We start from the raw sequence: 21,923 nt of genomic DNA, 5'->3' as shown, positions 1-21,923 counted from the left end.
ACCTACCGCCCGAGGATCCGCGCCGGGTCACCCACGGTGGCCGGGCACCGGGCACGCGTCGGCGGCCTCGGCCACCACGAGCGGACCCGACGCCGGGCCCGGCCGCACGCCGCGTTCCCAATCGGCGCCGAGCACCGGCACCTCGCCGTCCAGCGCGGCGAGTTCGGCGGCGTCGAACACCCGGCCCCGGCTGAGCAGGCGCACCCCCTCGGGCGCCTCGAGACTGAACCCCGCACCGCGGCCGGGCACGACGTCGAGCACCAGTTGCGTGTGCTTCCACGCGTCGAACTGCGGACCCGAGATCCACAACGGCACGGCGTCGTCGTCCTCCGGTCGGGCGATACCGACCTCGCCGACGCCCAGACTCAGGTCGAACACTCCGAGCAGGACGTCACGATCACCGACGGTGAACTCCCCCAACGGGAAACACATCGGGGCCGAACCGTCGCAACAGCCACCGGACTGGTGCAGCATGAGCGGGCCGTGGACGTCGGCGAGGTGTCGCAGCAACGACGCCGCCGCGCCCGTGACGACCGCCCGGGGCGGGGCCGCGCTCATGCGAAGTCCAGGACGACGCGACCGTCGATCATGCCGCGGTCGAGTTCGTCGAGGACGTCGTTGATGTCCTCGAGTCGACGCGTGTGGACGGTGGGGTGGATCGAGCCACGCGCATAGAAGTCGAGCGCCTCGACCATGTCCTGCCGGGTGCCGACGATCGATCCGCGCAGCGTCAGCCCGTTCAGGACGGTCTCGAAGATCGGGGTCGGGAACTCGCCGGGCGGCAGCCCCATGAAGGTGATGGTGCCGCCGCGTCGGGCCATGCCGATCGCCTGCCCGAACGCGGCCGGGTTGACCGCGGTCACCAACACCGCGTCGGTGCCGCCGGTGGCCTGCTGGATCTTCGCGACAGGGTCCTCCTCGGACGCGTTGACGAGAAGTTCGGCTCCGTAGCGGGCCGCGAGCGCGAGCTTGGAATCGGCGACGTCGACCGCGGCGACGCGCAGGCCCATCGCGGTCGCGTACTGCACCGCGACGTGACCGAGTCCGCCGATCCCGGAGATCGTCACCCACTGACCCGGGATGACGTCGCTCACCTTGAGCCCCTTGTAGACGGTGATGCCGGCGCACAGGACCGGCGCCACCTCGATCGGATCGGCGCCCGCCGGCACGCGGGCCGCGAACCGGGAATCGACGAGCATGTACTCCGCGAACGAACCGTCGACGGAATAGCCGCCGTTGACCTGCTTCCCGCACAGCGTCTCCCACCCGGTGCGGCAGTACCGGCACTCGAGACACGCCGACCACAGCCACGCGTTGCCCACCAGGTCCCCCACCGCGAGTTCGGTCACGCCTTCCCCGACCTCGACGACCTCGCCGTAGCCCTCGTGCCCGGGAATGAACGGCGGCGTCGGCTTGACGGGCCAATCCCCCTTGGCGGCATGCAGATCCGTGTGGCACACGCCGCTGGAGCGAACCTTCACGAGCGCCTGATCGCGCCCTGGCTTCGGGATGGGGACGTCCTCGATCGACAGGGGCTTGCCCAGCTCACGAACTACCGCGGCCTTCATCGTCTCGGTCATACGAAACCTCCGGACTCGGGGATGTGGGGTGCGGCGCTCAGAAGAAGCCCTGGGCCTCGGGGGCGTAGCTGACCAACAGGTTCTTCGTCTGCTGGTAGTGGTCGAGCATCATGTGGTGGTTCTCGCGGCCGATGCCGGACTGCTTGTAGCCGCCGAACGCCGCGTGCGCGGGGTACTGGTGGTACGTGTTGGTCCACACCCGGCCGGCCTGGATGTCGCGTCCGGCCCGGTACGCGACGCTGCCGTCCCGCGACCACACCCCGGCACCGAGACCGTAGAGCGTGTCGTTCGCGATCGCGATGGCCTCGTCGTAGTCCGCGAACGACGTCACGGACACGACCGGACCGAAGATCTCCTCCTGGAAGATCCGCATGTCGTTGGTGCCGGTGAAGATCGTCGGTTGAACGAAGAACCCCTCGGACAGGTCACCACCGAGTTCGGCTCGCTCGCCGCCCGTGATGACCCGTGCGCCCTCGTTCTTCCCGATCTCGATGTACGACAGGATCTTCTCGAGCTGGTCGTTCGACGCCTGCGCACCGATCATCGTCTCGGTGTCGAGCGGATCGCCCTGCCGAACCGCCTTGGTGCGCACCGCCGCAAGCGCGAGGAAGTCGTCGAAGATGTCGCGCTGGATCAACGCGCGCGACGGGCACGTGCACACCTCGCCCTGGTTGAGCGCGAACATCGTGAAACCCTCGAGTGCCTTGTCCTGGAAGCCGTCGTTCGCGGCGAGGACGTCCGAGAAGAACACGTTGGGGCTCTTGCCGCCGAGCTCGAGCGTGACGGGAATGAGGTTCTGCGACGCGTACTGCATGATCAGCCGGCCGGTCGTCGTCTCGCCGGTGAACGCGATCTTCTTGATCCGCGGGCTCGACGCGAGCGGCTTGCCCGCCTCGGTGCCGAACCCGTTGACGATGTTGACCACACCCGGCGGCAGCAGGTCGCCGATGATCGAGAACAGGTACATCACCGACGCCGGTGTCTGCTCCGCCGGCTTGAGGACGACGGCGTTGCCGGCGGCGAGCGCGGGCGCGAGTTTCCACGTCGCCATCAGGATCGGGAAGTTCCACGGAATGATCTGTCCGACCACACCGAGCGGCTCGTGGAAGTGGTAGGCGACGGTGTCGGCGTTGATCTCCGACAGCGCACCCTCCTGCGCCCGGATCGCCCCCGCGAAGTAGCGGAAGTGGTCGACCGCGAGCGGGATGTCGGCGTTGAGCGTCTCTCGGATCGGCTTGCCGTTGTCCCAGCACTCGGCGAGCGCGATCTTCTCGAGGTTCGCCTCGATCCGGTCGGCGATCCTGTTCAGGACGAGCGCTCGCTCCGCCACCGGCGTCTTCCCCCACGCGGGTGCGGCGGCGTGCGCGGCGTCGAGCGCGAGTTCGATGTCCTCGGCCGTCGACCGCGCGACCTCGCAGAACGGCTTGCCGGTGATCGGCGTCGGGTTCTCGAAGTACTGCCCCTTGACCGGCGCCACCCACTCGCCGCCGATCCAGTTGTCGTAGCGCGATTCGAAGGACATCAGGGCATCGGGCGAACCGGGGCGGGCGTACACGCTCATCGAAGACTCCTTCTCTGCCGGGACGAACACCTCACTCGGGGTGTGACACAGGACACAATCACGTGAACGTTGCGATTACGCGGCCGAAGTGGTCACAACTGGGCGACGGCGCGGTTCGGATCGGCGGGAAGGCCTGTGGCCGCCCACCCAGATCGGGTGCGCGGCCACAGGACGTGAGTGGTGATGGTGTCGGCGGGTCAGGATGTCCAGTTCAGAGAACCGACACTGCCGAACGAACCGAACGATCCGGTCGCGGGCGGGGCGGTGTCGGTGATGTCGAGAACCACGGGCAGGACGGCGTCGGCGCCGATGCCGTTGGAGGCGGTGAGGACGAACTCGAACCGACCGGCGGCGGTGGGGGTTCCGGACAGCACGCCGTCCTGCGACAGAACAAGTCCGTCGGGCAGGGTGCCGGTGGCGGTCACGGTGGGGGCGGGTTGGCCGGTGACGGTGAAGGCGTGGCTGTAGGGCTGGTCGACGGTTCCGGCGGCGGGGGTTCCGGTGAGGGTGGGTGCCAGCTCGATCGCGATCACGGACACGGTGTTGCCGGCCAAGTTGGTGACGTAGGCGCGGGCGCCGTCCGGGCTGATCGCCACCCCGGCCGGGGTCGCGCCGACGGCGATGGTCGCGGTGACGACGGGCGGGGTCGCGGCGGTGTCGATCACCGACACCGTGCCGCTGCCCTGGTTGGTGACGTAGGCGCGGTCACCGCTGACCGCCACCGCGGACGGAGTCGCACCGGCCGGGACGGTCGCGGTGACAGCATTGGTGGCGGTGTCGATCACCGACACCGTATTGCTGTTCCAGTTGGTGACGTAGGCGCGGGCGCCGTCCGGACTGATCGCCACACCGTACGGATTCGCGCCGACGGTGATGGTGTCGATGACAGCGGGCGGGGTCGCGGCAGTGTCGATCACCGACACCGTGTCGCTGCCGTTGTTGGCGACGTAGGCGCGGTCACCACTGACCGCCACCCCGGACGGTTCCGAGAGTGCCCGGATGGTCGCGGTGACAGCGGGCGGGATCGCGGCAGTGTCGATCACCGACACCGTGTCGCTGCCGTTGTCGGTGACGTAGGCGCGGTCACCACTGATCGCCACCGCGCCCGGATTCTTCCCGACCCCGACGGTCGCGACGGCTTCGGTGGCGATGTCGATCACCGACACCGTGCTGCTGTTCCAGTTGGTGACGAAGGCGCGGGCGCTGTCCGGGGTGATCGCCAACCCGGACGGACTCCCGCCGGCCGGGATCGGGGTACCGATGACGGCGGGCGGGGTCGCGGCGGTGTCGATCACCGACACCGTGCCGCTGCCGAAGTTGGTGACGTAGGCGCGGTCACCGCTGATCGCCACCCCTTCCGGATTCACGCCGACCGTGATGGTGTGGGTGACGGTGTCCGCGGCCGACGGCGCGGCAACAGCGGTGGACAAGACCGCGGCGAGGGTGAACCCACCGACGCCGAAGGCCGCGGCGGCACGAGACCTTCGCACACGCGGGCGTGGCCGATCAATGATGGACATACGTGGATGTTCCCTTCCCGGTGCAGTCCGTGCTCTTCCGGAGAGCGCGCAGCAGCCACGATCGAGTAGCCACCCGAGAAAGAACATAACGGACATTCGTCCAAAAACTGCTTTACTCCTCGGCGGCAGTCGAACCCAGCGACGGGTTTCGCCGATCCTCGCCGCAAGTCGACCGGGAGCACTCCCCTGCATCGAGGTCACCCGATGTCCGATTTCGTCCCGAAACCGGCATCCGACTGGCTAGTGTGCGGATCAGAGGTGGAACGCGTTCCACCGGATGAGTCGTTGCTCTGGAAGGAATGTCGATGCAGTTCAACCTGGCCGATATCTTCGAGACCGTCGCGGCAGCCGTGCCCGACCGCATCGCGCTGACGTACGAGGGGCAGCACCTGTCGTACGCGAGCCTGAACGCGGAAGCGAACAAGGTTGCGCACTTCCTGTCCGAGGCCGGGGTCGCGCCGGGCGAACACGTGGCGCTCTTCCTGAAGAACAGCGTCGAGCACGTGACGTCACTCCTGGGACTCCTCAAGATCCGTGCGGTCCCGATCAACGTGAACTACCGGTACACCCCCTCCGAGCTCGAGTACATCTTCACCAACTCGGACTCGGTGGCCGTGGTCGTCGAACTCCCCGAGCACCAGCGCACCCTGGCAGGTCTCCTCGACAACTGCCCGCTGGTCCGGACCGTGATCGTCGTCGGCGAACCGGAGCAGGAGCTGCTCGCCGCAGCCGAGTCACGTTCCGTGACAGTACTGCCGTTCGCCGATTCCCTGACCCACTCGGACGCCACCGATTTCCCCGCTCGGTCGGGTGACGACCTGTACGTGCTGTACACGGGCGGCACCACCGGCTACCCGAAGGGCGTCATGTGGCGCCACGACGACTTCTTCCACAAGCCGCTGTCGGGCGGCAACCCCTACGGCGCGGAAGCCCGCAAGGATCTCGCGGAGATCGCGGCCGCCGCCAAGGAATTCCCCGACATGACGTTCCTGATCGCGGCGCCGCTCATGCACGGGGCCGCGTCGTACTCACTGTTCACCTTCTTCACGCTCGGCGCCCGCCTGGTGGTGATGCGCGACTTCGATCCCGTCAAGGTGGTCGAGGGCATCGAGAAGGACAAGCTGCAGGTGATCCTCATCGTCGGCGACGGCATGGGACTGCCCCTGGTCGACGAGATGGAACGCCGCAAGGGCGAGGTCGATCTCAGCTCGCTGTTCTCGATCACCTCCGGCGGCGCGATCTGGTCGCTGAGCGTGCGCGAGCGGATGCTGGCCGTCAAGCCGGAACTGTTGCTGCGCGACAACTTCGGTGCGTCGGAGTCCGGCAACGACGGCGCGTTCACGATCGACGACAACGGCAACCTGCGCATGCCTCCGTCGCCCAACTTGATCCTGGTCGACGAGCGTCTCGAGCAGATTCCCGCGGGCTCCGACGAGATCGGCTACATCGCGCGCATCGGCAACGTCCCGCTCGGGTACTACAAGGACGAGGAGAAGACTGCCCGCACCTTCCCCACCCGCGACGACGGCACCCGCATCTCGGTGCTCGGCGACATGGGCACGATCGAGGCGGACGGCACCATCGTCTTCCTCGGACGCGGGTCGCAGTGCATCAACACCGGTGGCGAGAAGGTCTTTGCCGAGGAGGTCGAGGCGGCCCTGCACGCACACCCGTCGATCTCCGACGCGCTCGTCGTGCCGGTGCCGGACGAGCGGATGGGTCAGCGGGTCGCGGCCGTCGTCGCGGTGTACCCCGGCTCCGACGAGCTGACCCTCGACACCGTCCAGGACCACTGCCGCCAGACACTCGCGGGCTACAAGGTGCCGCGCGCGTTCGTGGTCGTCGACGAGGTCAAGCGCACGCCGGCCGGTAAGGCCGACTACCGCTGGGCCACCGACGTCGCCGCGTCGGACGCCGTCACCAGCTGAGTCCCGTCACCAGCTGAGTCCCGTCTCGAGCCGATTCACAGGAGGGTGCTCGCACGCTCCGCCACCATCACGGCGGTGGCGTGCGGGCCCCGACTAGGGATCGCCGGGAAGATCGACGTGTCGACGATGAACAGTCCGTCGACGCCGTGGACACGGCACCGCTCGTCCACCACCGACGTCGCCGGGTCGGTCCCCATCCGGCAACTGCCCGACAGGTGCAGCGACGTACCGAGATGATCGGACAGCCACTCGTCCGAGGTGTCGACGTCGTCGGGGTCCACGAGCGCGCTCATCGCACCGGTGCGCATCAGGTCGGCCGCGTGGGTCACCGCGGACCGCAGGGCGTCCCGGTCCGCGGCCGACTCGAGGTAGCGATAGGACACGGACGGCGGATCCCCCGGATCGGCCGAGACCAGCCGGATCTCGCCGCGACTGTGCGGCTTCATCAGCACCACCCCGAGGCACGGCCGGCCGATTCCGGATCCGGGAATGAGATCGCCGAACGACGCTGTGTAGGGCCGCATTTCGATGTCATCGGTGTTCAGGGTCACCTGCAGCGCCGGCATCCTCGTGGTCCGGGCGACCGGCAGGCGGTAGCGGTACGGCAGCACCACCTCCGGATGGTCGCTGAAGTCGGATCCCACCGCGGGCAGGTCCGCGACCACCTCGATGCCCAGATCTCCCAGGTGCCGTGCGTCGCCGACTCCGGAGAGCATGAGCAGGTGCGGGGTCGCGACCGCACCGGCGGTGAGGACCACCGTCGAGGCCCGGATCGTGTGCCGCCCCGCATCCGTCACGATCTCGAGTCCGGCAACGCGGGTTCCTTCGAACAGCAGCCGGGTGACGGTCGCACCGGAACGCACCGTGAGGTTGGGGCGGGCCAGATTCGGCAGCAGGTAGGCCGACGCCGGACCCACCCGGACGCCGTCACGGATGTTGAGCGGCACCGGGCCGACGCCGTGGGATCCGGGCGCGTTCTTGTCCGGGTCCTCGGGATGCCCGGCGTCGCGCGCGACGTCGGCGAAGGCGCTGCTCACCGGGTGCCAGCTGTCGCGAGGTTCGCGGTGCACCGGGATGGGCCCGTTCGATCCGTGCCACGGTCCGGTGAAGTCCGCGTCGGATTCGATGCGCCTGTAGTGCGGCAGGACGTGCTCGAAGGACCACGACGCCGGCCAGTGCGCGAAGTCGTCGACCTGAGCCCGCACGAAGTAGCCGCCGTTGACCGCACCGGAGCCTCCGAGGACCCGGCCGCGCGCGATCCACCCCGACCGGTCGCTGGTCAGGTTCACCGGGTACGGCCACACCCAGCGGCTGTCGGGTCCCACCGGAAGGACGCCGGCATCGACCAGTTCGGGGGGATATTCCGAGGGAATGTGATGTCCCGGACCGGATTCGATCAGCAGGACGCGACGGCTCGAATCCTCACTGAGCCGTCCGGCGAGGACGCTTCCGCACGAGCCGCCACCGATGACGACGACGTCGGCGGACTCGGTCGGATTCGGGACGTCCGATTGCACTGTCAGCTGCCGATACGGGGTGCGAGCGCCCGCAGATCACGGGCACGAACGGCGCCCTGCCACAGGCCCGCGCCGTATGCGATGTCGTCGAGGCGCTTGAACGCCGTGTACCGCAGCGGGTCCAAGCCGCCGGGCTGACGATGCTTCGTCCAGTCCACGACACCTTCGGTGACGGCCACCGCGAGCGCCAGACGCCGGATACGCCGGGAGCACAGGACCGCCAGGAGCGTCACCGGCCAGTAGTGGCGGCACATCGCGGACGCGAGTTGCCATGCGCCACCGGCAAAGCCGCGAGCCGCGAGGATCGCCGCGATCCGCGTCGGCTGGTCGAGTTCGCGGAACGTGCGGCGCAACCGGGTCATCGTCACGAGCGTCGTCACGAGGCTGCCGAGCAGACCGATGCGCGTGCACGTCGCCGCCGCGAGCAGGGCGAAGAGCGTCCACTTCGACATAGCGACGGGCGGGACCAGGCCCTCGTGCCGTGACGCCAGCGGGGCGGCGCCGGTGCCGTAGAAGAGTTTGCGGGTGAACCACTTCCCGAAGGTGACGCGGTGGTCGTGCGCCACCTGCGAGACCGGTTCGTAGCGCAGCCGCCACCCGGACTCCTGCAGGCGCCAACACAGGTCGACGTCCTCCGCGACGTGCATGGTCTCGTCGAATCCGCCGGCCTCCACCAGGGCGTCGCGGCGCACCAGCATCGCGGCACTCGGCACGTACGCGACCGGACTGCCGGAGCGGACGGCAGCCTCCTTGCGGCCCAGGTCGAGCGACGAGCGGGTGTGCTCGTATCGGGCCAACACCGACCCCTCCGGTTCGAGGGCCACGATGCGCGGCGCCACCAGCGCCACCGCGGGGTCGCTGAAATGCCCCAGCATGAGCTCGAGCCAGCCCGTCCGCGGCACCACGTCCGAGTCCAGGAAGGCCACGAAAGGTGTTTGTGCCGAACGCAGTCCCGTGTTTCGGGCGGCGGCGGGGCCCCTGGAGGAGTCGTGTCGCAGCAGCGTCACGTGCGCGGTGCACTCGGACAGGTCAGGAAGCTCGAGCGGGGTGGCGGAACCGTCGTCGACGACGATGACGTTCAGCCCCCGCAGTGCCGGCACCAGACGGGCTATGCCGTCGACGTTGTCGCGGATCGGCACGACGACCGTCACGTCGCTGGGCGACGGGGTGCTCATGGGACGCGGATTGCCGACTCCGGAATCCAGCAGTCGCCGCGCCACCATCGCGGTCTGCGAGTCCACGACCTCGAGGTAGCCGTCACCGATCATCTCGGCCGCCGCGGGTGCGAGCTTGAGCATCCGCATGGGTGAGCCGCCGATCAGGACCCGGCCTCCCGAGTAGGCGCGTACCTGGGGATCGAGGCGGACCCCGAACCCGTCGGGAAGTCGAGCATTGCGCATCAGACGATGTTAAGGGGCCGTGCGGTCACGGGCAGAACTTGCTGCGAAAAACCGGGACAAACCGCCACACCAGTCACACCAGTCTCCCGTCGGGCAGTGGGGACCAGTTCTGGATCGCCTTCCCGGCCCGGCGAACGAGGTCTGCGAACAGTCTTTCCCCCTCCTCCGCGGTGGCCCCGGTCGGGTCGCCGAGAATGCCGTTGGGGGTCGCCGCGAGCATGCCGCCCGACCGCAGTTGCGGCATGAGTTCCGCGATGGGCGCGGTGTTGCCGGGCTCGGCGCGGTCCATCGCGACGTCAGCGGGTGAAAGATGCAGCAGCAGGGATGTTTCGGTGCGTCCCGCGTGCGCGTCCGCCGCCGGCACGGCACACGGCAGCCACGCGACGTCTCGGCCCTCGTAGCGAAGGAGTTCGACGGCCTTCACCAGCGCCGGGCCGTTCCCTCCGTGGCCGTTGACGAACACGACACGCCGCGCCCACCGACACACCGACCGGCCGTACTCGACGAGCAACATCTCGAGCGCCTCCGTGCCGATCGAAACCGTGCCGGCGAACCCCTCGTGCTCGCCGCTGGCCCCGTAAGCGATCGCCGGGGCCTGGGCGACACCGGTGAGCGCGCGGGCCACCGCCGTCGCGATGCGGGTGTCGGTATCCAGCGGCAAGTGCGGGCCGTGCTGCTCGAACGATCCGACCGGGACCGCGACGGTGAGGTCGTCGCGCGTGACGTCGGGCCACGGGGTGCGGGCGAGATCCATCGGTCGATGGTAGGCGAGGCTGTCGTGCATGCCGGTGCGGCGTGCACCACCGCGTCCGACCTGTCGAGCGGATGGACCGGACCGAGCTCGGTGCGCATCGGCCCGCATAGCGACGGCTCGGCACTCTACGCAGCGACCTTCGATGGGACCCTGCGCCGACTGGCCCCCGCCCGCCGGCGTGGACCTCTCCCCGCCACCCGACATCTGACGAGGAAACGCGTTCAGCACCAGCACCCGTACAACGTCGACTGATCGGTTTCTTTTCCCTAGCATCGATTCGGGGCGGCGAGCGTCGCCGATTCGGAGTTCAGGGGGAGATTGTGCGCTGGCTGATGTCGATCCTCGCGGTAATGGGACTCGCGGCCGGCGTTCCGTTGGCCACACCCACCCTGGCTCGAGCCTGCTCGTGCGCCTACAGTGCCGATGGATCTCAGATCATCGATCAGGTGTCTCATGCCGCGGCGGCATTCACCGGAACCGCCACCTCCGAGAGCATCGTTGATCAGACCGCCTTCTACGAGTTCGAGGTTCGCGAAGTGTTCGCCGGAGATGTCGGCGCCTCGACCACTGTCTCGTCGAGCGTGCAGGGCCCCGCGTGTGGGCGCGGTTTCGAGGTCGGCACCGAGTACCTGGTCTTCACCTCCACCTACGAGACCCACGGAGCACAGTGGTCCGTCAACAGTTGCTCGGCAACAACGGACTCCACCGACAACCACACTCGCGAAGCAGCGCTCACCGTGTACGGCCGGCCCCGAACTCCGAGCCCGGAGGTCACGAGCGTAACGGCGGATGAGTCATCCACCAGCAGCGTCGACACCGGGGCTCCTCGCGTGTGGATTGCGGTCGCGATCGTCACCGCAATCGCCGCGGTTGCGGCCCTTGCACTCTTCGGGTGGCGTCACTCTCGCCGCCGATAGCGGCTCGAAAGGCCGATGCGTCCGGCCTCAGCCGTGTGTCGCACCTCTCGGGAATCGCATCTGTCGTCACCGCCTGGTCTGCACCGGAAGGTGTTCACGATTGACGCACGAGAAAGCCATTGACTCGAACATCAGTTCGAACTACGATCGAGTCATGAATCCGGGGGGACTCAACAATTCGTGCATCGTGGTCACGGCGCCGCGGCCCGAAGACATGGGCACGCTGCCCGAGATCTCGCTGCTGCAGACCACGCTCGACATCTGCCACGCGATGGAACAACTCGAAGCCCTTCGTGCCGCTGCCGTTGCCGAAATCGACGAGCGCGCAGTCGCGTTCGACACCCTCGGTTTTCGGAGTGTGAAGATGTGGCTGGCGGCGAACACGCTGCTGGAAGTATCGACCGCGGGACGAATTCTCGGGTTGGGCCGCATGCTGAGCCGACAACCCGAGATCGCCGACGCCTTCAACGCCTGCGCCATCTCCGCCGAGCACGCCGCACTGATCGGGAAGTTCTGCGAAACCCCGCCGCGCGGCATGCCGAACGAGGCGTTGGATGCGTGCCGGAAGGTGTTGCTGGACAGCGCCACCGGTCCCGCCGCGACCACGACGACGGTCCGCACGTGCATCTCCAGGTTGGAGCGGATCTTCGAATCCGACGAACTGCCACCGAGCGAGGACACCGAGCGCAACGAATTCCACGCCTCGAAAACTCTGAACGGGCGGGTCGCGGTAAAGGGTGATCTCGACGCGGTGACCGGTGAGATGCTGTTGACCGCGCTGTCGGCATTGACCAAGCCATGCAACCCGATGGACGACCCTGCCGGCGCCCGCACCCCGGCGCGGCAGCGCGCGGACGCGTTCGCCGAGATCCTGCGCCGCTATCTCGATTCCGGCGACGCACCGATCGAAGGCGGCGAACGGCCCCACCTATCCCTGCACGTGAACGCCACCGATCTCGCCCGCGCCGAAGCGGATCACGAGTGGACGGATGCGCACGGTGATCCGGACCTGTTCGGCGACACAGACGTTGCCCGCATGCCGCACATGGGGCCGCTGTCGATCGCGACCGCACGCAGATTGGCCTGCGACTGCCACCTCACGCCGATCGTCATGAGCGACGGCGTCCCGATCGATCTGGGTCGCTCGAGCAGGACGGTGCCGAAGAAGCAGCGCCGGGCACTGGTTGCCCGCGATCACGGCTGCGCCTTCCCCGGCTGCGGCGCGCCACCCGCCCACTGCGAAGGCCACCACGTAAAACACTGGGCAGACGGCGGACCCACCGACCTCGACAACCTCGTCCTGCTCTGCCGCTACCACCACCAGCTGCTGCATCACTCCCACTGGGAAGTGAAAATCGGCACTGACAGAAAGCCGTGGTTCACCCCACCATCGACCGTCGACCCCTACAAGAAACCCATCCCAGCCCACAATCGTGCCGGACCTCACGCGGCATAGGAACGTGCGACGGGTACGGAAGTGCTCCGTTACAGCGACACCGCCACCCGATGCCCCTCGAGCACTGCGGCATGCGAGCGGCGGGGCGTCACGGCGTCCCCGATCCTGTACACCTCGAACGGAGTGGAGCTGCTGTGTGTCAACGACTTCCACAGATCGTCACAGGGTTCCTGATGGATGGCACAGACCACCCAATCGAACTCCTCGGTGCGCGCGACTCCCGTGAGGTGGTTGTCCAGCGTGACCTCGAGCCTGCCGACCACGTCGGCCACACCGCTCACCGCCACATCGGTCCACTGCTCGATGCCGGCACGGTGCGCACGCTGCTGCCACCGCTCCATGTCGAGGGTGACGCCCAGGTCCTGTCCCACAATCATGCCCGGCGTACAGATAGTGACCGCACACCCGCGTGCCGCCAACGTCTCCGCCACGGAGGGACCCTGCTGGAAACCCAGTTCGTCCGCCACGAGAACACGACCGGCCGGGGCGGCGGTTCCATCGAGCACGTCCCGGGCATGAGCGACACGCGTGCACTCCCCCGCCCACCACGGGCGGACCGGTCGTGCCCCCGTCGCGACCACCACGACGTCCGGCGACTCTGCCAGCAATTGCTCCGCGCTCATCTCGACACCGGTCTCGATCCGCACTCCGCGACGCGCACACTCGCGCTCGAGGTTCCGCACCAGGTCACCCAACTCGCCGCGTCCGGCAGCAGACGCCGCGACACTGATCTGGCCACCCACGACGGGCGAACGTTCGAACAGTGTCACCCGATGCCCGCGCTCCGCCGCGGTCGCCGCCGCCGACAGCCCGGCCGGACCGCCTCCGACCACCACGACGCGTCTGCCCGGCAGTCGTGGATCGGGCAACGGTACCGATTCCCGACCGGCACGCGGATTCTCGACGCAGCCCAGCCACCGGCCCAGGCCCATGCGTCCGACACACTCCTGATTGCACGACAGGCAGGTGCGGATCTCGTCGTCGGCGCCACGCAGTGCCTTCGCAGCAAAGTCCGGGTCGGCGATCTGCCCGCGTGCGATGCCGACGAGATCGCAGCGGCCGTCGGCGAGAGCGAGCTCCGCTTCCGCGGGTTCCTTCAGCCGACCCACCCCGACCACCGGCAGCGTGACCTCGCGTCGAATCGCCTCCGAGATGTGCAGCGCGTAGCCACGCGGAGTCGCCATCGACGGCTCCACCAGGTGCAGCGTCTCTGTCGCCACGCCCATCGTGGTGTTGATGTAGTCGACGCCGCCCGACGCCTCCACGATCCGGGCAACGGCCACCGCCTCGTCGAGCACGATCCCGCCAGGCACCTGCTCATCGCCCGAAAGGCGCACACCCAGAATCAGATCCGGACCGATCGCGGCGCGCACGGCCGCGATCACCTCGACGAGGAACCGGGCACGGTTCTCGATCGAACCGCCGTAGCCATCGTCGCGCCGGTTCGTGGCCGACGACAGAAAACCGCGTATGAGCGACGACTGCGAGCCCTGCAGTTCGACGCCGTCGAATCCCCCGTCGCGGCAGTGCCCGGCGACGACGGCGTAGGCCTCGACCAGTTCCGCGATCTCCGCGCCGTCGAGCGCCTTGGGGACCTCGCGAAACAGCGGATCCGGGACAGGGCTCGGCGCCCACAGCGGTCGGCGCGAGTACAGCCCCGAACCCTGACCGCCGTTGTGGTTGAGCTGCGCGAGGATCACCGCACCGTGAGCGTGCGCGGCGTCGGTGATCCTGCGGTAGCCGTCGATCACCGCCGGACGGTAGCCGTGAATCACTTTCTCGTACGGCCAGTCCGACGGGTGGACGCACTGCTCCTCGGTGATGATCATCCCCGCCCCGCCGGCGGCACGCGCCGCGTAGTACGCGGCATGCTGCTCGGTGGGCAGACCCCCGTGCGCGTAGTTGGTCAGGTGCGCGGTGAACACGACCCGATTGCGCAGGGTCCGCCCGCCGACGCGGAGCGGGGACGACAACCATGGATACAGCATGGATCGGTCGCGTCAGACCTTGGTGTTGCCCTGATCCAGCGCGACCTGGCTGGCCGTGACCGTCTTGGCTCCGTCACCGGCGAGCCACAACACCGCATCCGAGATGTCGTCGGGGTCGGCGATGGGCTTCTCGGTGAGGATCGGCGCGAAGCTCGGCCCGTAATGCGGGTACTGCTGCAGGATGACGAGGCTGCCCGCATCGGTGCCCATGTGGGTGTTGACGCCGTACGGGTGGATCGAGTTGACGCGGATCTTGTACTCGCCCAATTCCTTCGCCGCGGCCTGCGTGAGACCGACCAGACCGAACTTCGACGCCGCGTAGTGCGCCTGACCGGGCAGTGCCTTGATGCCGGCCACCGAACTGACGATGATGATCGAGCCACCGTTGCCGGCCTCGATCATCGCCGGCACCGCGGCCTTGAGAGTCTTGAACGAGCCGGTGAGGTTGATGTCGATCAGCGTCTCCCACTGATCATCGGACATCTCCCAGAAGCGGTTCCAGTTACAGATGCCGGCGTTGGCGATCACGATGTCGAGTCGACCGAACTGCTCGACACCCGCATCGACGACAGCCTTGAGCGCCGCGCTGTCGCGGACGTCCGCCTCACGGGCGTAGATCTTCGCGCCCTCGGCCTCGACGAGGCGCACGGTCTCCGCGAAGTCGTCGGCCGTCGCGGCGTCGTACGTGTTGTGGTCGGTGACGCTCTTGCAGACGTCCACCGCGATGATCGCGGCGCCCTCACGCGCCAACCGCACCGCGTGCGTGCGGCCCTGACCGCGCGCCGCGCCCGTGATGAAGGCGACCTTGCCGTCGAACTGTCCCACCGTGATCTCCTAACCCGTGACTACCTCGTGTTGCGACATGGACATTGCCGCGAGTCTTCCCTCGCGAACGGCTTCGAGGACGGTGCGGGGGGCGACGCAATCGCCGACCCTCGCCGCCTCCTCGCCGACGGCCAACTGTTCGTTCGGCAGCGGAAGCGAACAGTCCACCAGTACCGAGCACGGTACGCCGAAGCGAACACCCGTGAAGCGGTTCTGCAGCAACACTTCTCCCGCTGTCCCGGCCACCGGGAGAACTGCAAGATGCGACGTCACGCCAGCTTCCTGCAGCCGCTTGTTCGCGCCTACCAGATCCCCCGTCGGACCGAGTCGCGAACCGATCAGCTGATCCGGTGTCGCGATCGCGACGTCCCGCCCCCGCTCGGCCAGCAGCAGCGCCACCGACACCGCGACCGGACTGCCGACGGGGTCGATCACCACGACCGGTCCCGCATCCGACCCGGCGCCCGACAGCACGTCGGCCGCGGTGAGCACCTGCACTCCCGCCTCCACCGAACACGGTGCCGGACGGGACGTGCTTCCGACCGCGACGACCACGGCAGCGCCGGCCCGACGCGCATCCTCCACACCGTCCGGCCCGATCTCGGTGTTCGTCCTGATATCCACTCCGAGGCGACGGCACTCCGCCTCGAGCCAGTCGGCCAACAGCGACAGCCGCTCCCGTCCCGGCCCGGCGGCCGCGGTGCGCAGCATTCCACCGAGCCGAGCAGTCCTCTCCGCCAACGTCACCCGGAATCCGCGCGTCGCGAGGATCCGGGACGCCTCGAGCCCGGCGGGCCCGCCACCCACCACCAGCGCGCAGGCCGGGCCGGCAACCTCGACGGGTTCCGGATCGACCGTCTCGAATCCCGCCGTCGGGTTACCGATACACGTCACCACCGGATTCCGCGGATCCCGGACCAGGCAGGTCTGGTTGCACAGCACGCACGGCCGCGGCGCGGCGCCGCCCCGTACCCGCGCCACCAGATCCGGGTCGGCGATCTGTGCCCGGGTCATCTCCACGAGATCCGCGACACCGTCGTCGAGCGCCCGCTGAGCCTGGGCGGCGTCGACGACGCTGCCCTGCAACACCACCGGGACCCGTCCACGGGCGGCGGCGCGCATCGATCGGCACAGGTCGAGGTTGAAGCCCGGCGCGGTGTGGCCGTCCGGTCGATAGGCGGCAGTGGAGTACGGCCCGCCGCGCACCACGACGAGCAGGTCCAGCGCATCCGCCAGCGCACCGACCTGATCCGCCGCGTCCTGCGGCGTGACGCCCGCCCACGGCGCCTGCTCGTCACAACTGAGCCGCAGCGACAGGATGCGATCGCCGAGTTCGGCGCGCACCGCGGCGATCACCTCACGGGTGAGCCGGAGCCGATCGGAGCCGTAGCCGTCCGCACGGCGGTTCGTCAGGCCCGAATGGAACTGACGCAGCAGCGAGAACGGTCCGGCGTCCAACTCGATGCCGTCGACCCCAGCGGACACCGCGACCCGCGCGGCCTGGCCGAAACCCTCGACGAGCGAGGCGATCTCGCCGGACTCCATTTCCATCGGCAGCTCACGCGACACCGGGTCCGGGAAGCGGGACGGCGCCCACAGCGCCGACTGCGACCACGCACTCGACCCCTGCAGTCCGGTGTGCCCGAGTCCCGCGAGCACCAGTGTTCCGTGCGGGCGGCACGCGTCGGCCACCGCACGCCAACCGGTTTCGCAGGCCGCGGCGAGCGGGGCCCGCTCGTACGGCCAATCACTCGCGTGCACCGACGCGGTTTCGGTGACGATCAGCCCGGCGCCGCCCCGAGCACGACGTTCGTAGTACGCGACGTGCCGCGGGGACAGCGCGCGGCCGTCCCCCAGGTTGGTCTCGTGCGGACCGAACAGCACCCTGGCCGGGGCGATGCGCCCGGCCAGGGTGAACTGCTCGGTGAGACTGCCGCGCACGTGCGCGGTTTTCTAGCCGACGCCCAGGTCGCGGCGGAAGCCCTCGGGGATCACCAGATCGTTGGGGCTCAGGTCGTGAATCGACTTGTGGCCCAGACCGAGGACGGCCGAGTCGATGCCGCCGCGCAGGATGTCGAGGACGTTCTCGACACCGGCCTGGCCGTTGGCCGACAGGCCCCACAGGTACGCGCGGCCGATCATGACGGCACGGGCGCCGAGGGCGAGTGCCTTGACGACGTCGCTGCCGCGGCGGATACCGCCGTCGAGCACGACCTCGAGCTGATCGCCGACCGCCTCCGCGATCGCGGGCAGCGCCCGGATCGGAGCCGGGGTGCCGTCGAGGTTGTTGCCGCCGTGGTTCGAAACCGAGATCGCGGAGCAACCGGCGTCCAGAGCCCGCTTGGCGTCGTCGACGCGCATGACGCCCTTGAGCATGAACGGTCCGCCCCACTGCTCACGCAGCCAGGCGACGTCCTCCCACGTGGGCAGCGGGGTGCCCATCCACTGTCCGTACGCACCGAAGAACGTGGGCGGCTGCTGGCCCGGCGCCGCCAGGTTGGGCGTCGTCAGGTCCGGGACCTTGCCGGTCTTGGCGAACTCCCACAGCCACTTCGGGCGCGTGATGCCCTCCGGGGCGAACTGGAACATCGCCTTGAGGTCCATCTTCTCGGGGATGGACGGGCTGCCCCAGTCGCGGCCGTTGGAGAAGGACCAGTCGAGCGTGATGATCAGTCCGGTGGCCCCGGCCGCGCGGGCCCGTTCCATGCGCTGGAGCAGGGTGTCGCGGTCGCCGACCCAGTACATCTGGAAGAAGGTCTGCGGATTGGCCGCCGCAACCTCCTCGATGGACTTGCTCGCGAAGGAGCTGAGCCCGATCGCGGTGCCGCGGGCCGCCGCGGCGCGGGCGACCGCGACCTCGCCGTCCGGGTGCACGGCCTGCACACCGGTCGGCGAGATCATCACGGGCATCGAAATGGGCTGGCCCATAACGGTGGTCGACAGATCACGCTCTCCGGACAGGCCGGCCACGTGCGGGGCGAAGCCGAGTTCGGTGAAGGCCGCGATGTTGTCGTCGACGGTCAGCCCCTTCTCGGAGCCGGCGACCAGTGCCGCATACACCGACTTGGGCAGGCGTTTCTTCGCCCGCCGCTGCGCCTCGGCGACCGTCTCGAACCAGGCACTCTTGGCCATGTCAAACCTCTCGTACTGCTTGTGAACTACTTCTTATTCCATTCCGGCAAGCGGATTTTCGTCGCAGATCTTCGCCGGCGGACGGGTCAGCAGGGTCAGCGGAACCGGCGCCTGCGGCGTGCGCCGCTCGGCACGCTTACCGGTCCGCGAGTGGTCCTGGCTCGACTTCGGCACGGTGCGATCCGCCTCGAGCGCGGACGTGCCGTAGCCCTGGACACACTCCGGGTCCGGGCCGTCCATCGGCAGGCCGGTGAAGAACTTGGCCGCCATGCAGCCGCCGCGGCACGAGTCGTAGTGGTTGCACTTGCTGCACGCTCCGCCGGTCTGCGGCGACCGCAGATCCTGGAACAGCTCCGAGTGCTGCCACACCTGCTGGAAACCGCCGTCCGAGACGATGTTTCCGGCCAGGAACTGGTCGTGGATCGCGAACGGGCACGCGTACACGTCACCGATCGGGTCGATCAGGCAGACGACGCGGCCGGCGCCGCACAGGTTCAGACCCGGAAGCGCGTCGCCGTAGGCGGACAGGTGGAAGAACGAGTCGCCCGTGAGCACGCCCTCGCCGTTGGCGACGAGCCAGTCGTACAGCTCGCGCTGCTGTTCCTGGGTGGGGTGCAGCTCGTCCCACACGTCGGCGCCGCGGCCCGACGGACGCAGCCGCGTGATGCGCAGCGTTGCACCGAACTTGTCGGCGAGCGCCTTGAACTCGTCGAGCTGGCTGACGTTCTCACGGGTGACGACGACGGAGATCTTGGCGTCCTTGAACCCCGCCTCCGCGAGGTTCTCGAGCGCACGCACGGCCATCGCGAACGAACCCGGCCCGCGCACAGCGTCGTTCACCTCGGCGGTCGCGCCGTCGAGGGAGATCTGGACGTCGACGTAGTCGCTGGCCGCGAGACGCTCGGCGACCTTCTTGTCGATCTTGACGCCGTTGGTGGAGAACTTGACGCCGACCTGGTGCTCGGTCGCGTAGTCGACCAGCTCCCAGAAGTCGGAGCGGACGGTGGGTTCACCGCCGCCGATGTTGACGTAGAAGACCTGCATGCGCTGCAGCTCGTCGATGATCGACTTGCACTGTTCGGTGCTGAGCTCGCGCGGATCCCGTCGTCCCGAGGACGACAGGCAGTGCACGCACGACAGGTTGCACGCGTAGGTGAGTTCCCACGTGAGACAGATCGGGGCGTCGAGACCGAGTTCGAACTGGTCTACGAGACGACCGACCTTGGGGACGAGCGGAGCGGCGGGAGACGACATGGTCGCGGGCGGCTCGAGAACTGAGGTCATGGGCTGAGTCCTCAAATCTGAAGAGTCTGGTTGGGTACAGAACGTGAAGAAGAGGCTGGGTTCAGGACGGCACGATCATGTGCGAGTCGGCCAGGGTGCCGAGGGCGCGCAGATACGGCCGCGCCTCATCCTCCTCGATGCCGTGCGCTCGCAGGGCTGCCCCGACGTTCGGGTGCTGGGGCAGCGATTCGACGATCTCGACGATGGTCCGGTTCTTCAGGAACGACAGCTTGCGCGTCCCGAAGTGGTAGAGCAGCGCCCCGAAAGGTTCGGGGCGCAGCGCCACCTGCGGATGAAGCTTCCACGCCGCGTCGAGATCGATCGTGCCGGCCGACGAGCCGGAGCCGAGGGCCTGTTCGGACACGATCAGTACACGCCGCACATGCCGTCGATGGAAACCTCTTCCACGAGGGACTCCTCGACGAGCGAGCTCTCGTTGGCAGAAATGACACTGTCGCGATCGGACATCGATTCCTCCTCCAAATCGGACCCCAGCAGCGGGATCTGCGGTCATAGTGACTTCTTCACTGTGACTCGGTTCACCACTGTAATGGCATCGGGTGCACAATGACTAGTGAAGGAGGTCACAGAAGTGCGCAGTCGTAGAAACCCGTCGTCGCGGATCGGCCGGAGGCCGACCACCACACGCGACCGCATCGCGGCGGTGGGCATCGACCTGTTCGCCACCCGCGGGTTCGACGACACCAGCGTCGACGACATCGCCGAGGCTGCAGGGATCGCGCGCCGCACGTTCTTCCGCTACTTCCCGTCGAAGAACGCGGTGCCGTGGGGCGACTTCGACGCGCACCTGGCCGAGATGCGCACCCTGCTCGCCGAGATGCCCGACGACATGTCGATCCTCGACACGCTCGTCTCGGCGGTGATGGCGTTCAACACCTTCCCGCCCGAGGTCGCCGAGGGACATCGCCGCAGGATGGAACTGATCTTCGTGGTTCCCGCGCTGCAGGCGTACTCGGTGGTGATGTACGACGGATGGCGCAAGGTGATCGCCGAATACGTCGCCGGCAGACTCGGCCTCGATCCGGCCGATCAACTGCCCCGAACGGTGGGCTACATGATGCTCGGCATCGCGCTGGGGGCGTACGAGACCTGGCTGACCGACGACTCGCTCGACCTGATCGAACTGCTCGCAAAGGGCAGTCGACTGCTGTACACCGGACTGTCCGAACTGCACGAGCCGCTACTGAACGGAACCGCCCCATGACGCTCGACTCGCTCGCCCCCTGCGCCCCGGGGCTGTGGTCGCACGACCACGTCACCGTCGAACGCGTCCCGAGCGGGCCGATCACCCTGACCCGTAGCGGCAATTCGCTGCATGTGCGGCACGCACTGGGACCCGAGGCGCTCAGCGAGCGTCTGGTCGCCGAGGTGACCGCCTCGATCGGGGACGCCGACTTCGGGCAGACGGAGTTCGAGCTGACGATGGTCGGACTGGTCCGGTCGACCGTGCCGGGTGCACTCGAGTCGTGGACCGTCTACTACCGCAACTCGCTCGAGGAACTACTCGACGGCACCGCGGACTTCGCGCCGATCCACGACAAGGCCGCCGAACTGGTCCGCGGCTCGGTGCTCGACCTGGGCTCGTGCTTCGGCTTCCTGCCGCTGCGCCTGGCCCGCGCCGGCGTCCCGGTCACCGCCACCGACATCCTGCCGGGCACGATGACCCTGCTCGACGCCGTCGCTCCCAGCCTCGACATCCCGATCACCACCCTCGTGTGCGACGCCGCGAACGTCCCGGTCCCCGACGACAGCGCCGACACCGTGACCGCGGTCCACCTTCTCGAGCATGTCGACGCCCGCACCGGCGCCGACGTGGTTGCCGAGGCCCTGCGCATCGCCCGCGAACGCGTCGTCGTCGCGGTGCCCTACGAGGACGAGGCGACCGCCTGCCACGGGCACGTCCGCACCTTCGACGCGGACTCGCTGCGCGAACTCGGCGCATCGACGGGCCGGCCGTTCGAGGTGTTCGACCACCACGGCGGATGGCTCGTCCTCGAGGCGTGACGCCTCGAGAATCCGGTCACACTCTCGAGGACGCTC

General features: G+C 68.4%; 18 protein-coding genes. 4 read left to right on the top strand and 14 right to left on the bottom strand.

Features of this window, described 5'->3' with window-relative positions; genetic code table 11:
• Positions 1-27 precede the first annotated feature (27 nt).
• From LCL87_RS10630 to LCL87_RS10615, 4 genes are all read right to left on the bottom strand, one after another.
• Positions 28-558 (bottom strand): DUF779 domain-containing protein, encoded by a 531-nt coding sequence (locus tag LCL87_RS10630; RefSeq protein WP_225019399.1) that lies wholly within the window; start codon positions 556-558, stop codon positions 28-30.
• Positions 555-1,580 (bottom strand): alcohol dehydrogenase AdhP, encoded by a 1,026-nt coding sequence (gene adhP / locus LCL87_RS10625; protein WP_225019397.1) that lies wholly within the window; start codon positions 1,578-1,580, stop codon positions 555-557. Before adhP ends, LCL87_RS10630 begins: the two co-directional genes overlap by 4 nt.
• A gap of 37 nt (positions 1,581-1,617) precedes the next feature.
• On the bottom strand, positions 1,618-3,141 hold the full coding sequence (gene exaC / locus LCL87_RS10620; protein WP_225019395.1) for an acetaldehyde dehydrogenase ExaC: 1,524 nt from the start codon (positions 3,139-3,141) through the stop codon (positions 1,618-1,620).
• 197 nt (positions 3,142-3,338) lie between these two features.
• Positions 3,339-4,661: a YncE family protein gene (locus LCL87_RS10615; protein WP_225019393.1), complete on the bottom strand. Its 1,323-nt coding sequence runs from the start codon at positions 4,659-4,661 to the stop codon at positions 3,339-3,341.
• 305 nt (positions 4,662-4,966) lie between these two features.
• Here LCL87_RS10615 and LCL87_RS10610 point away from each other — a divergent pair, with 305 nt between their 5' ends.
• A complete protein-coding gene (locus LCL87_RS10610) occupies positions 4,967-6,589 on the top strand; it encodes an acyl-CoA synthetase (RefSeq protein ID WP_225019391.1) in 1,623 nt (540 codons plus the stop codon).
• A gap of 35 nt (positions 6,590-6,624) precedes the next feature.
• Here LCL87_RS10610 and mftG read toward each other — a convergent pair whose 3' ends face one another.
• The 3 genes from mftG to mftE form a co-directional block, all read right to left on the bottom strand.
• A complete protein-coding gene (gene mftG, locus LCL87_RS10605; protein WP_225019389.1) occupies positions 6,625-8,106 on the bottom strand; it encodes a mycofactocin dehydrogenase MftG in 1,482 nt (493 codons plus the stop codon).
• 2 nt (positions 8,107-8,108) lie between these two features.
• On the bottom strand, positions 8,109-9,506 hold the full coding sequence (gene mftF, locus LCL87_RS10600; protein WP_225019387.1) for a mycofactocin biosynthesis glycosyltransferase MftF: 1,398 nt from the start codon (positions 9,504-9,506) through the stop codon (positions 8,109-8,111).
• Between the two features lie 73 nt (positions 9,507-9,579).
• Entirely contained in the window at positions 9,580-10,260 is a 681-nt protein-coding gene (mftE, locus tag LCL87_RS10595) for a mycofactocin biosynthesis peptidyl-dipeptidase MftE (RefSeq protein ID WP_225019385.1), read from the bottom strand.
• A 1,071-nt stretch (positions 10,261-11,331) separates the two neighbouring features.
• Between mftE and LCL87_RS10590 the strand changes: the two genes are divergently transcribed.
• A complete protein-coding gene (locus LCL87_RS10590) occupies positions 11,332-12,633 on the top strand; it encodes an HNH endonuclease signature motif containing protein (RefSeq protein ID WP_225019975.1) in 1,302 nt (433 codons plus the stop codon).
• 29 nt (positions 12,634-12,662) lie between these two features.
• On the opposite strand, the gene LCL87_RS10585 is transcribed toward LCL87_RS10590, so the two are convergent.
• The 7 genes from LCL87_RS10585 to mftA all read right to left on the bottom strand — a co-directional run bounded on the left by LCL87_RS10585 (position 12,663) and on the right by mftA (position 20,330).
• Positions 12,663-14,621, bottom strand: a complete 1,959-nt coding sequence (locus LCL87_RS10585; RefSeq protein ID WP_225019383.1) for a mycofactocin system FadH/OYE family oxidoreductase 2 — start codon at positions 14,619-14,621, stop codon at positions 12,663-12,665.
• 12 nt (positions 14,622-14,633) lie between these two features.
• Positions 14,634-15,446: a mycofactocin-coupled SDR family oxidoreductase gene (locus LCL87_RS10580; RefSeq protein ID WP_225019381.1), complete on the bottom strand. Its 813-nt coding sequence runs from the start codon at positions 15,444-15,446 to the stop codon at positions 14,634-14,636.
• A gap of 9 nt (positions 15,447-15,455) precedes the next feature.
• Positions 15,456-17,387, bottom strand: a complete 1,932-nt coding sequence (locus LCL87_RS10575) for a mycofactocin system FadH/OYE family oxidoreductase 1 (protein ID WP_225019379.1) — start codon at positions 17,385-17,387, stop codon at positions 15,456-15,458.
• 12 nt (positions 17,388-17,399) lie between these two features.
• On the bottom strand, positions 17,400-18,578 hold the full coding sequence (gene mftD / locus LCL87_RS10570) for a pre-mycofactocin synthase MftD (RefSeq protein WP_225019377.1): 1,179 nt from the start codon (positions 18,576-18,578) through the stop codon (positions 17,400-17,402).
• Between the two features lie 33 nt (positions 18,579-18,611).
• The gene (gene mftC / locus LCL87_RS10565; RefSeq protein ID WP_225019375.1) at positions 18,612-19,862 is read right to left on the bottom strand and encodes a mycofactocin radical SAM maturase; all 1,251 of its coding nucleotides are present in this window, start codon (positions 19,860-19,862) and stop codon (positions 18,612-18,614) included.
• Positions 19,863-19,923: 61 nt separating this feature from the next.
• Entirely contained in the window at positions 19,924-20,244 is a 321-nt protein-coding gene (gene mftB, locus LCL87_RS10560) for a mycofactocin biosynthesis chaperone MftB (RefSeq protein WP_510850737.1), read from the bottom strand.
• The gene (gene mftA, locus LCL87_RS10555) at positions 20,229-20,330 is read right to left on the bottom strand and encodes a mycofactocin precursor MftA (RefSeq protein WP_103143061.1); all 102 of its coding nucleotides are present in this window, start codon (positions 20,328-20,330) and stop codon (positions 20,229-20,231) included. Before mftA ends, mftB begins: the two co-directional genes overlap by 16 nt.
• Positions 20,331-20,454: 124 nt before the next feature.
• Here mftA and mftR point away from each other — a divergent pair, with 124 nt between their 5' ends.
• Both mftR and mftM read left to right on the top strand, forming a co-directional pair.
• Positions 20,455-21,087 (top strand): mycofactocin system transcriptional regulator MftR, encoded by a 633-nt coding sequence (mftR, locus tag LCL87_RS10550; RefSeq protein ID WP_225019371.1) that lies wholly within the window; start codon positions 20,455-20,457, stop codon positions 21,085-21,087.
• A complete protein-coding gene (mftM, locus tag LCL87_RS10545; RefSeq protein ID WP_225019369.1) occupies positions 21,084-21,887 on the top strand; it encodes a mycofactocin oligosaccharide methyltransferase MftM in 804 nt (267 codons plus the stop codon). The genes mftR and mftM overlap by 4 nt, the downstream gene beginning before the upstream one ends.
• The last annotated feature ends 36 nt before the right edge of the window (positions 21,888-21,923 follow it).

The organism is Prescottella equi, assembly GCF_020171745.1.
In the GTDB taxonomy this organism is placed as follows: Bacteria; Actinomycetota; Actinomycetes; order Mycobacteriales; family Mycobacteriaceae; genus Prescottella; species Prescottella equi_A.
This window is presented reverse-complemented; position numbering and strand designations above follow the sequence as displayed.

Bases quoted from the DNA above. Each gene is read 5' to 3' on its own strand.
- LCL87_RS10630 (WP_225019399.1), bottom strand. From the start codon at position 558: ATGAGCGCGGCCCCGCCCCGGGCGGTCGTCACGGGCGCGGCGGCGTCG.
- adhP (WP_225019397.1), bottom strand. From the start codon at position 1,580: ATGACCGAGACGATGAAGGCCGCGGTAGTTCGTGAGCTGGGCAAGCCC.
- exaC (WP_225019395.1), bottom strand. From the start codon at position 3,141: ATGAGCGTGTACGCCCGCCCCGGTTCGCCCGATGCCCTGATGTCCTTC.
- LCL87_RS10615 (WP_225019393.1), bottom strand. From the start codon at position 4,661: ATGTCCATCATTGATCGGCCACGCCCGCGTGTGCGAAGGTCTCGTGCC.
- LCL87_RS10610 (WP_225019391.1), top strand. From the start codon at position 4,967: ATGCAGTTCAACCTGGCCGATATCTTCGAGACCGTCGCGGCAGCCGTG.
- mftF (WP_225019387.1), bottom strand. From the start codon at position 9,506: ATGCGCAATGCTCGACTTCCCGACGGGTTCGGGGTCCGCCTCGATCCC.
- mftE (WP_225019385.1), bottom strand. From the start codon at position 10,260: ATGGATCTCGCCCGCACCCCGTGGCCCGACGTCACGCGCGACGACCTC.
- LCL87_RS10590 (WP_225019975.1), top strand. From the start codon at position 11,332: ATGAATCCGGGGGGACTCAACAATTCGTGCATCGTGGTCACGGCGCCG.
- LCL87_RS10585 (WP_225019383.1), bottom strand. From the start codon at position 14,621: ATGCTGTATCCATGGTTGTCGTCCCCGCTCCGCGTCGGCGGGCGGACC.
- mftD (WP_225019377.1), bottom strand. From the start codon at position 18,578: ATGGCCAAGAGTGCCTGGTTCGAGACGGTCGCCGAGGCGCAGCGGCGG.
- mftC (WP_225019375.1), bottom strand. From the start codon at position 19,862: ATGACCTCAGTTCTCGAGCCGCCCGCGACCATGTCGTCTCCCGCCGCT.
- mftA (WP_103143061.1), bottom strand. From the start codon at position 20,330: ATGTCCGATCGCGACAGTGTCATTTCTGCCAACGAGAGCTCGCTCGTC.
- mftM (WP_225019369.1), top strand. From the start codon at position 21,084: ATGACGCTCGACTCGCTCGCCCCCTGCGCCCCGGGGCTGTGGTCGCAC.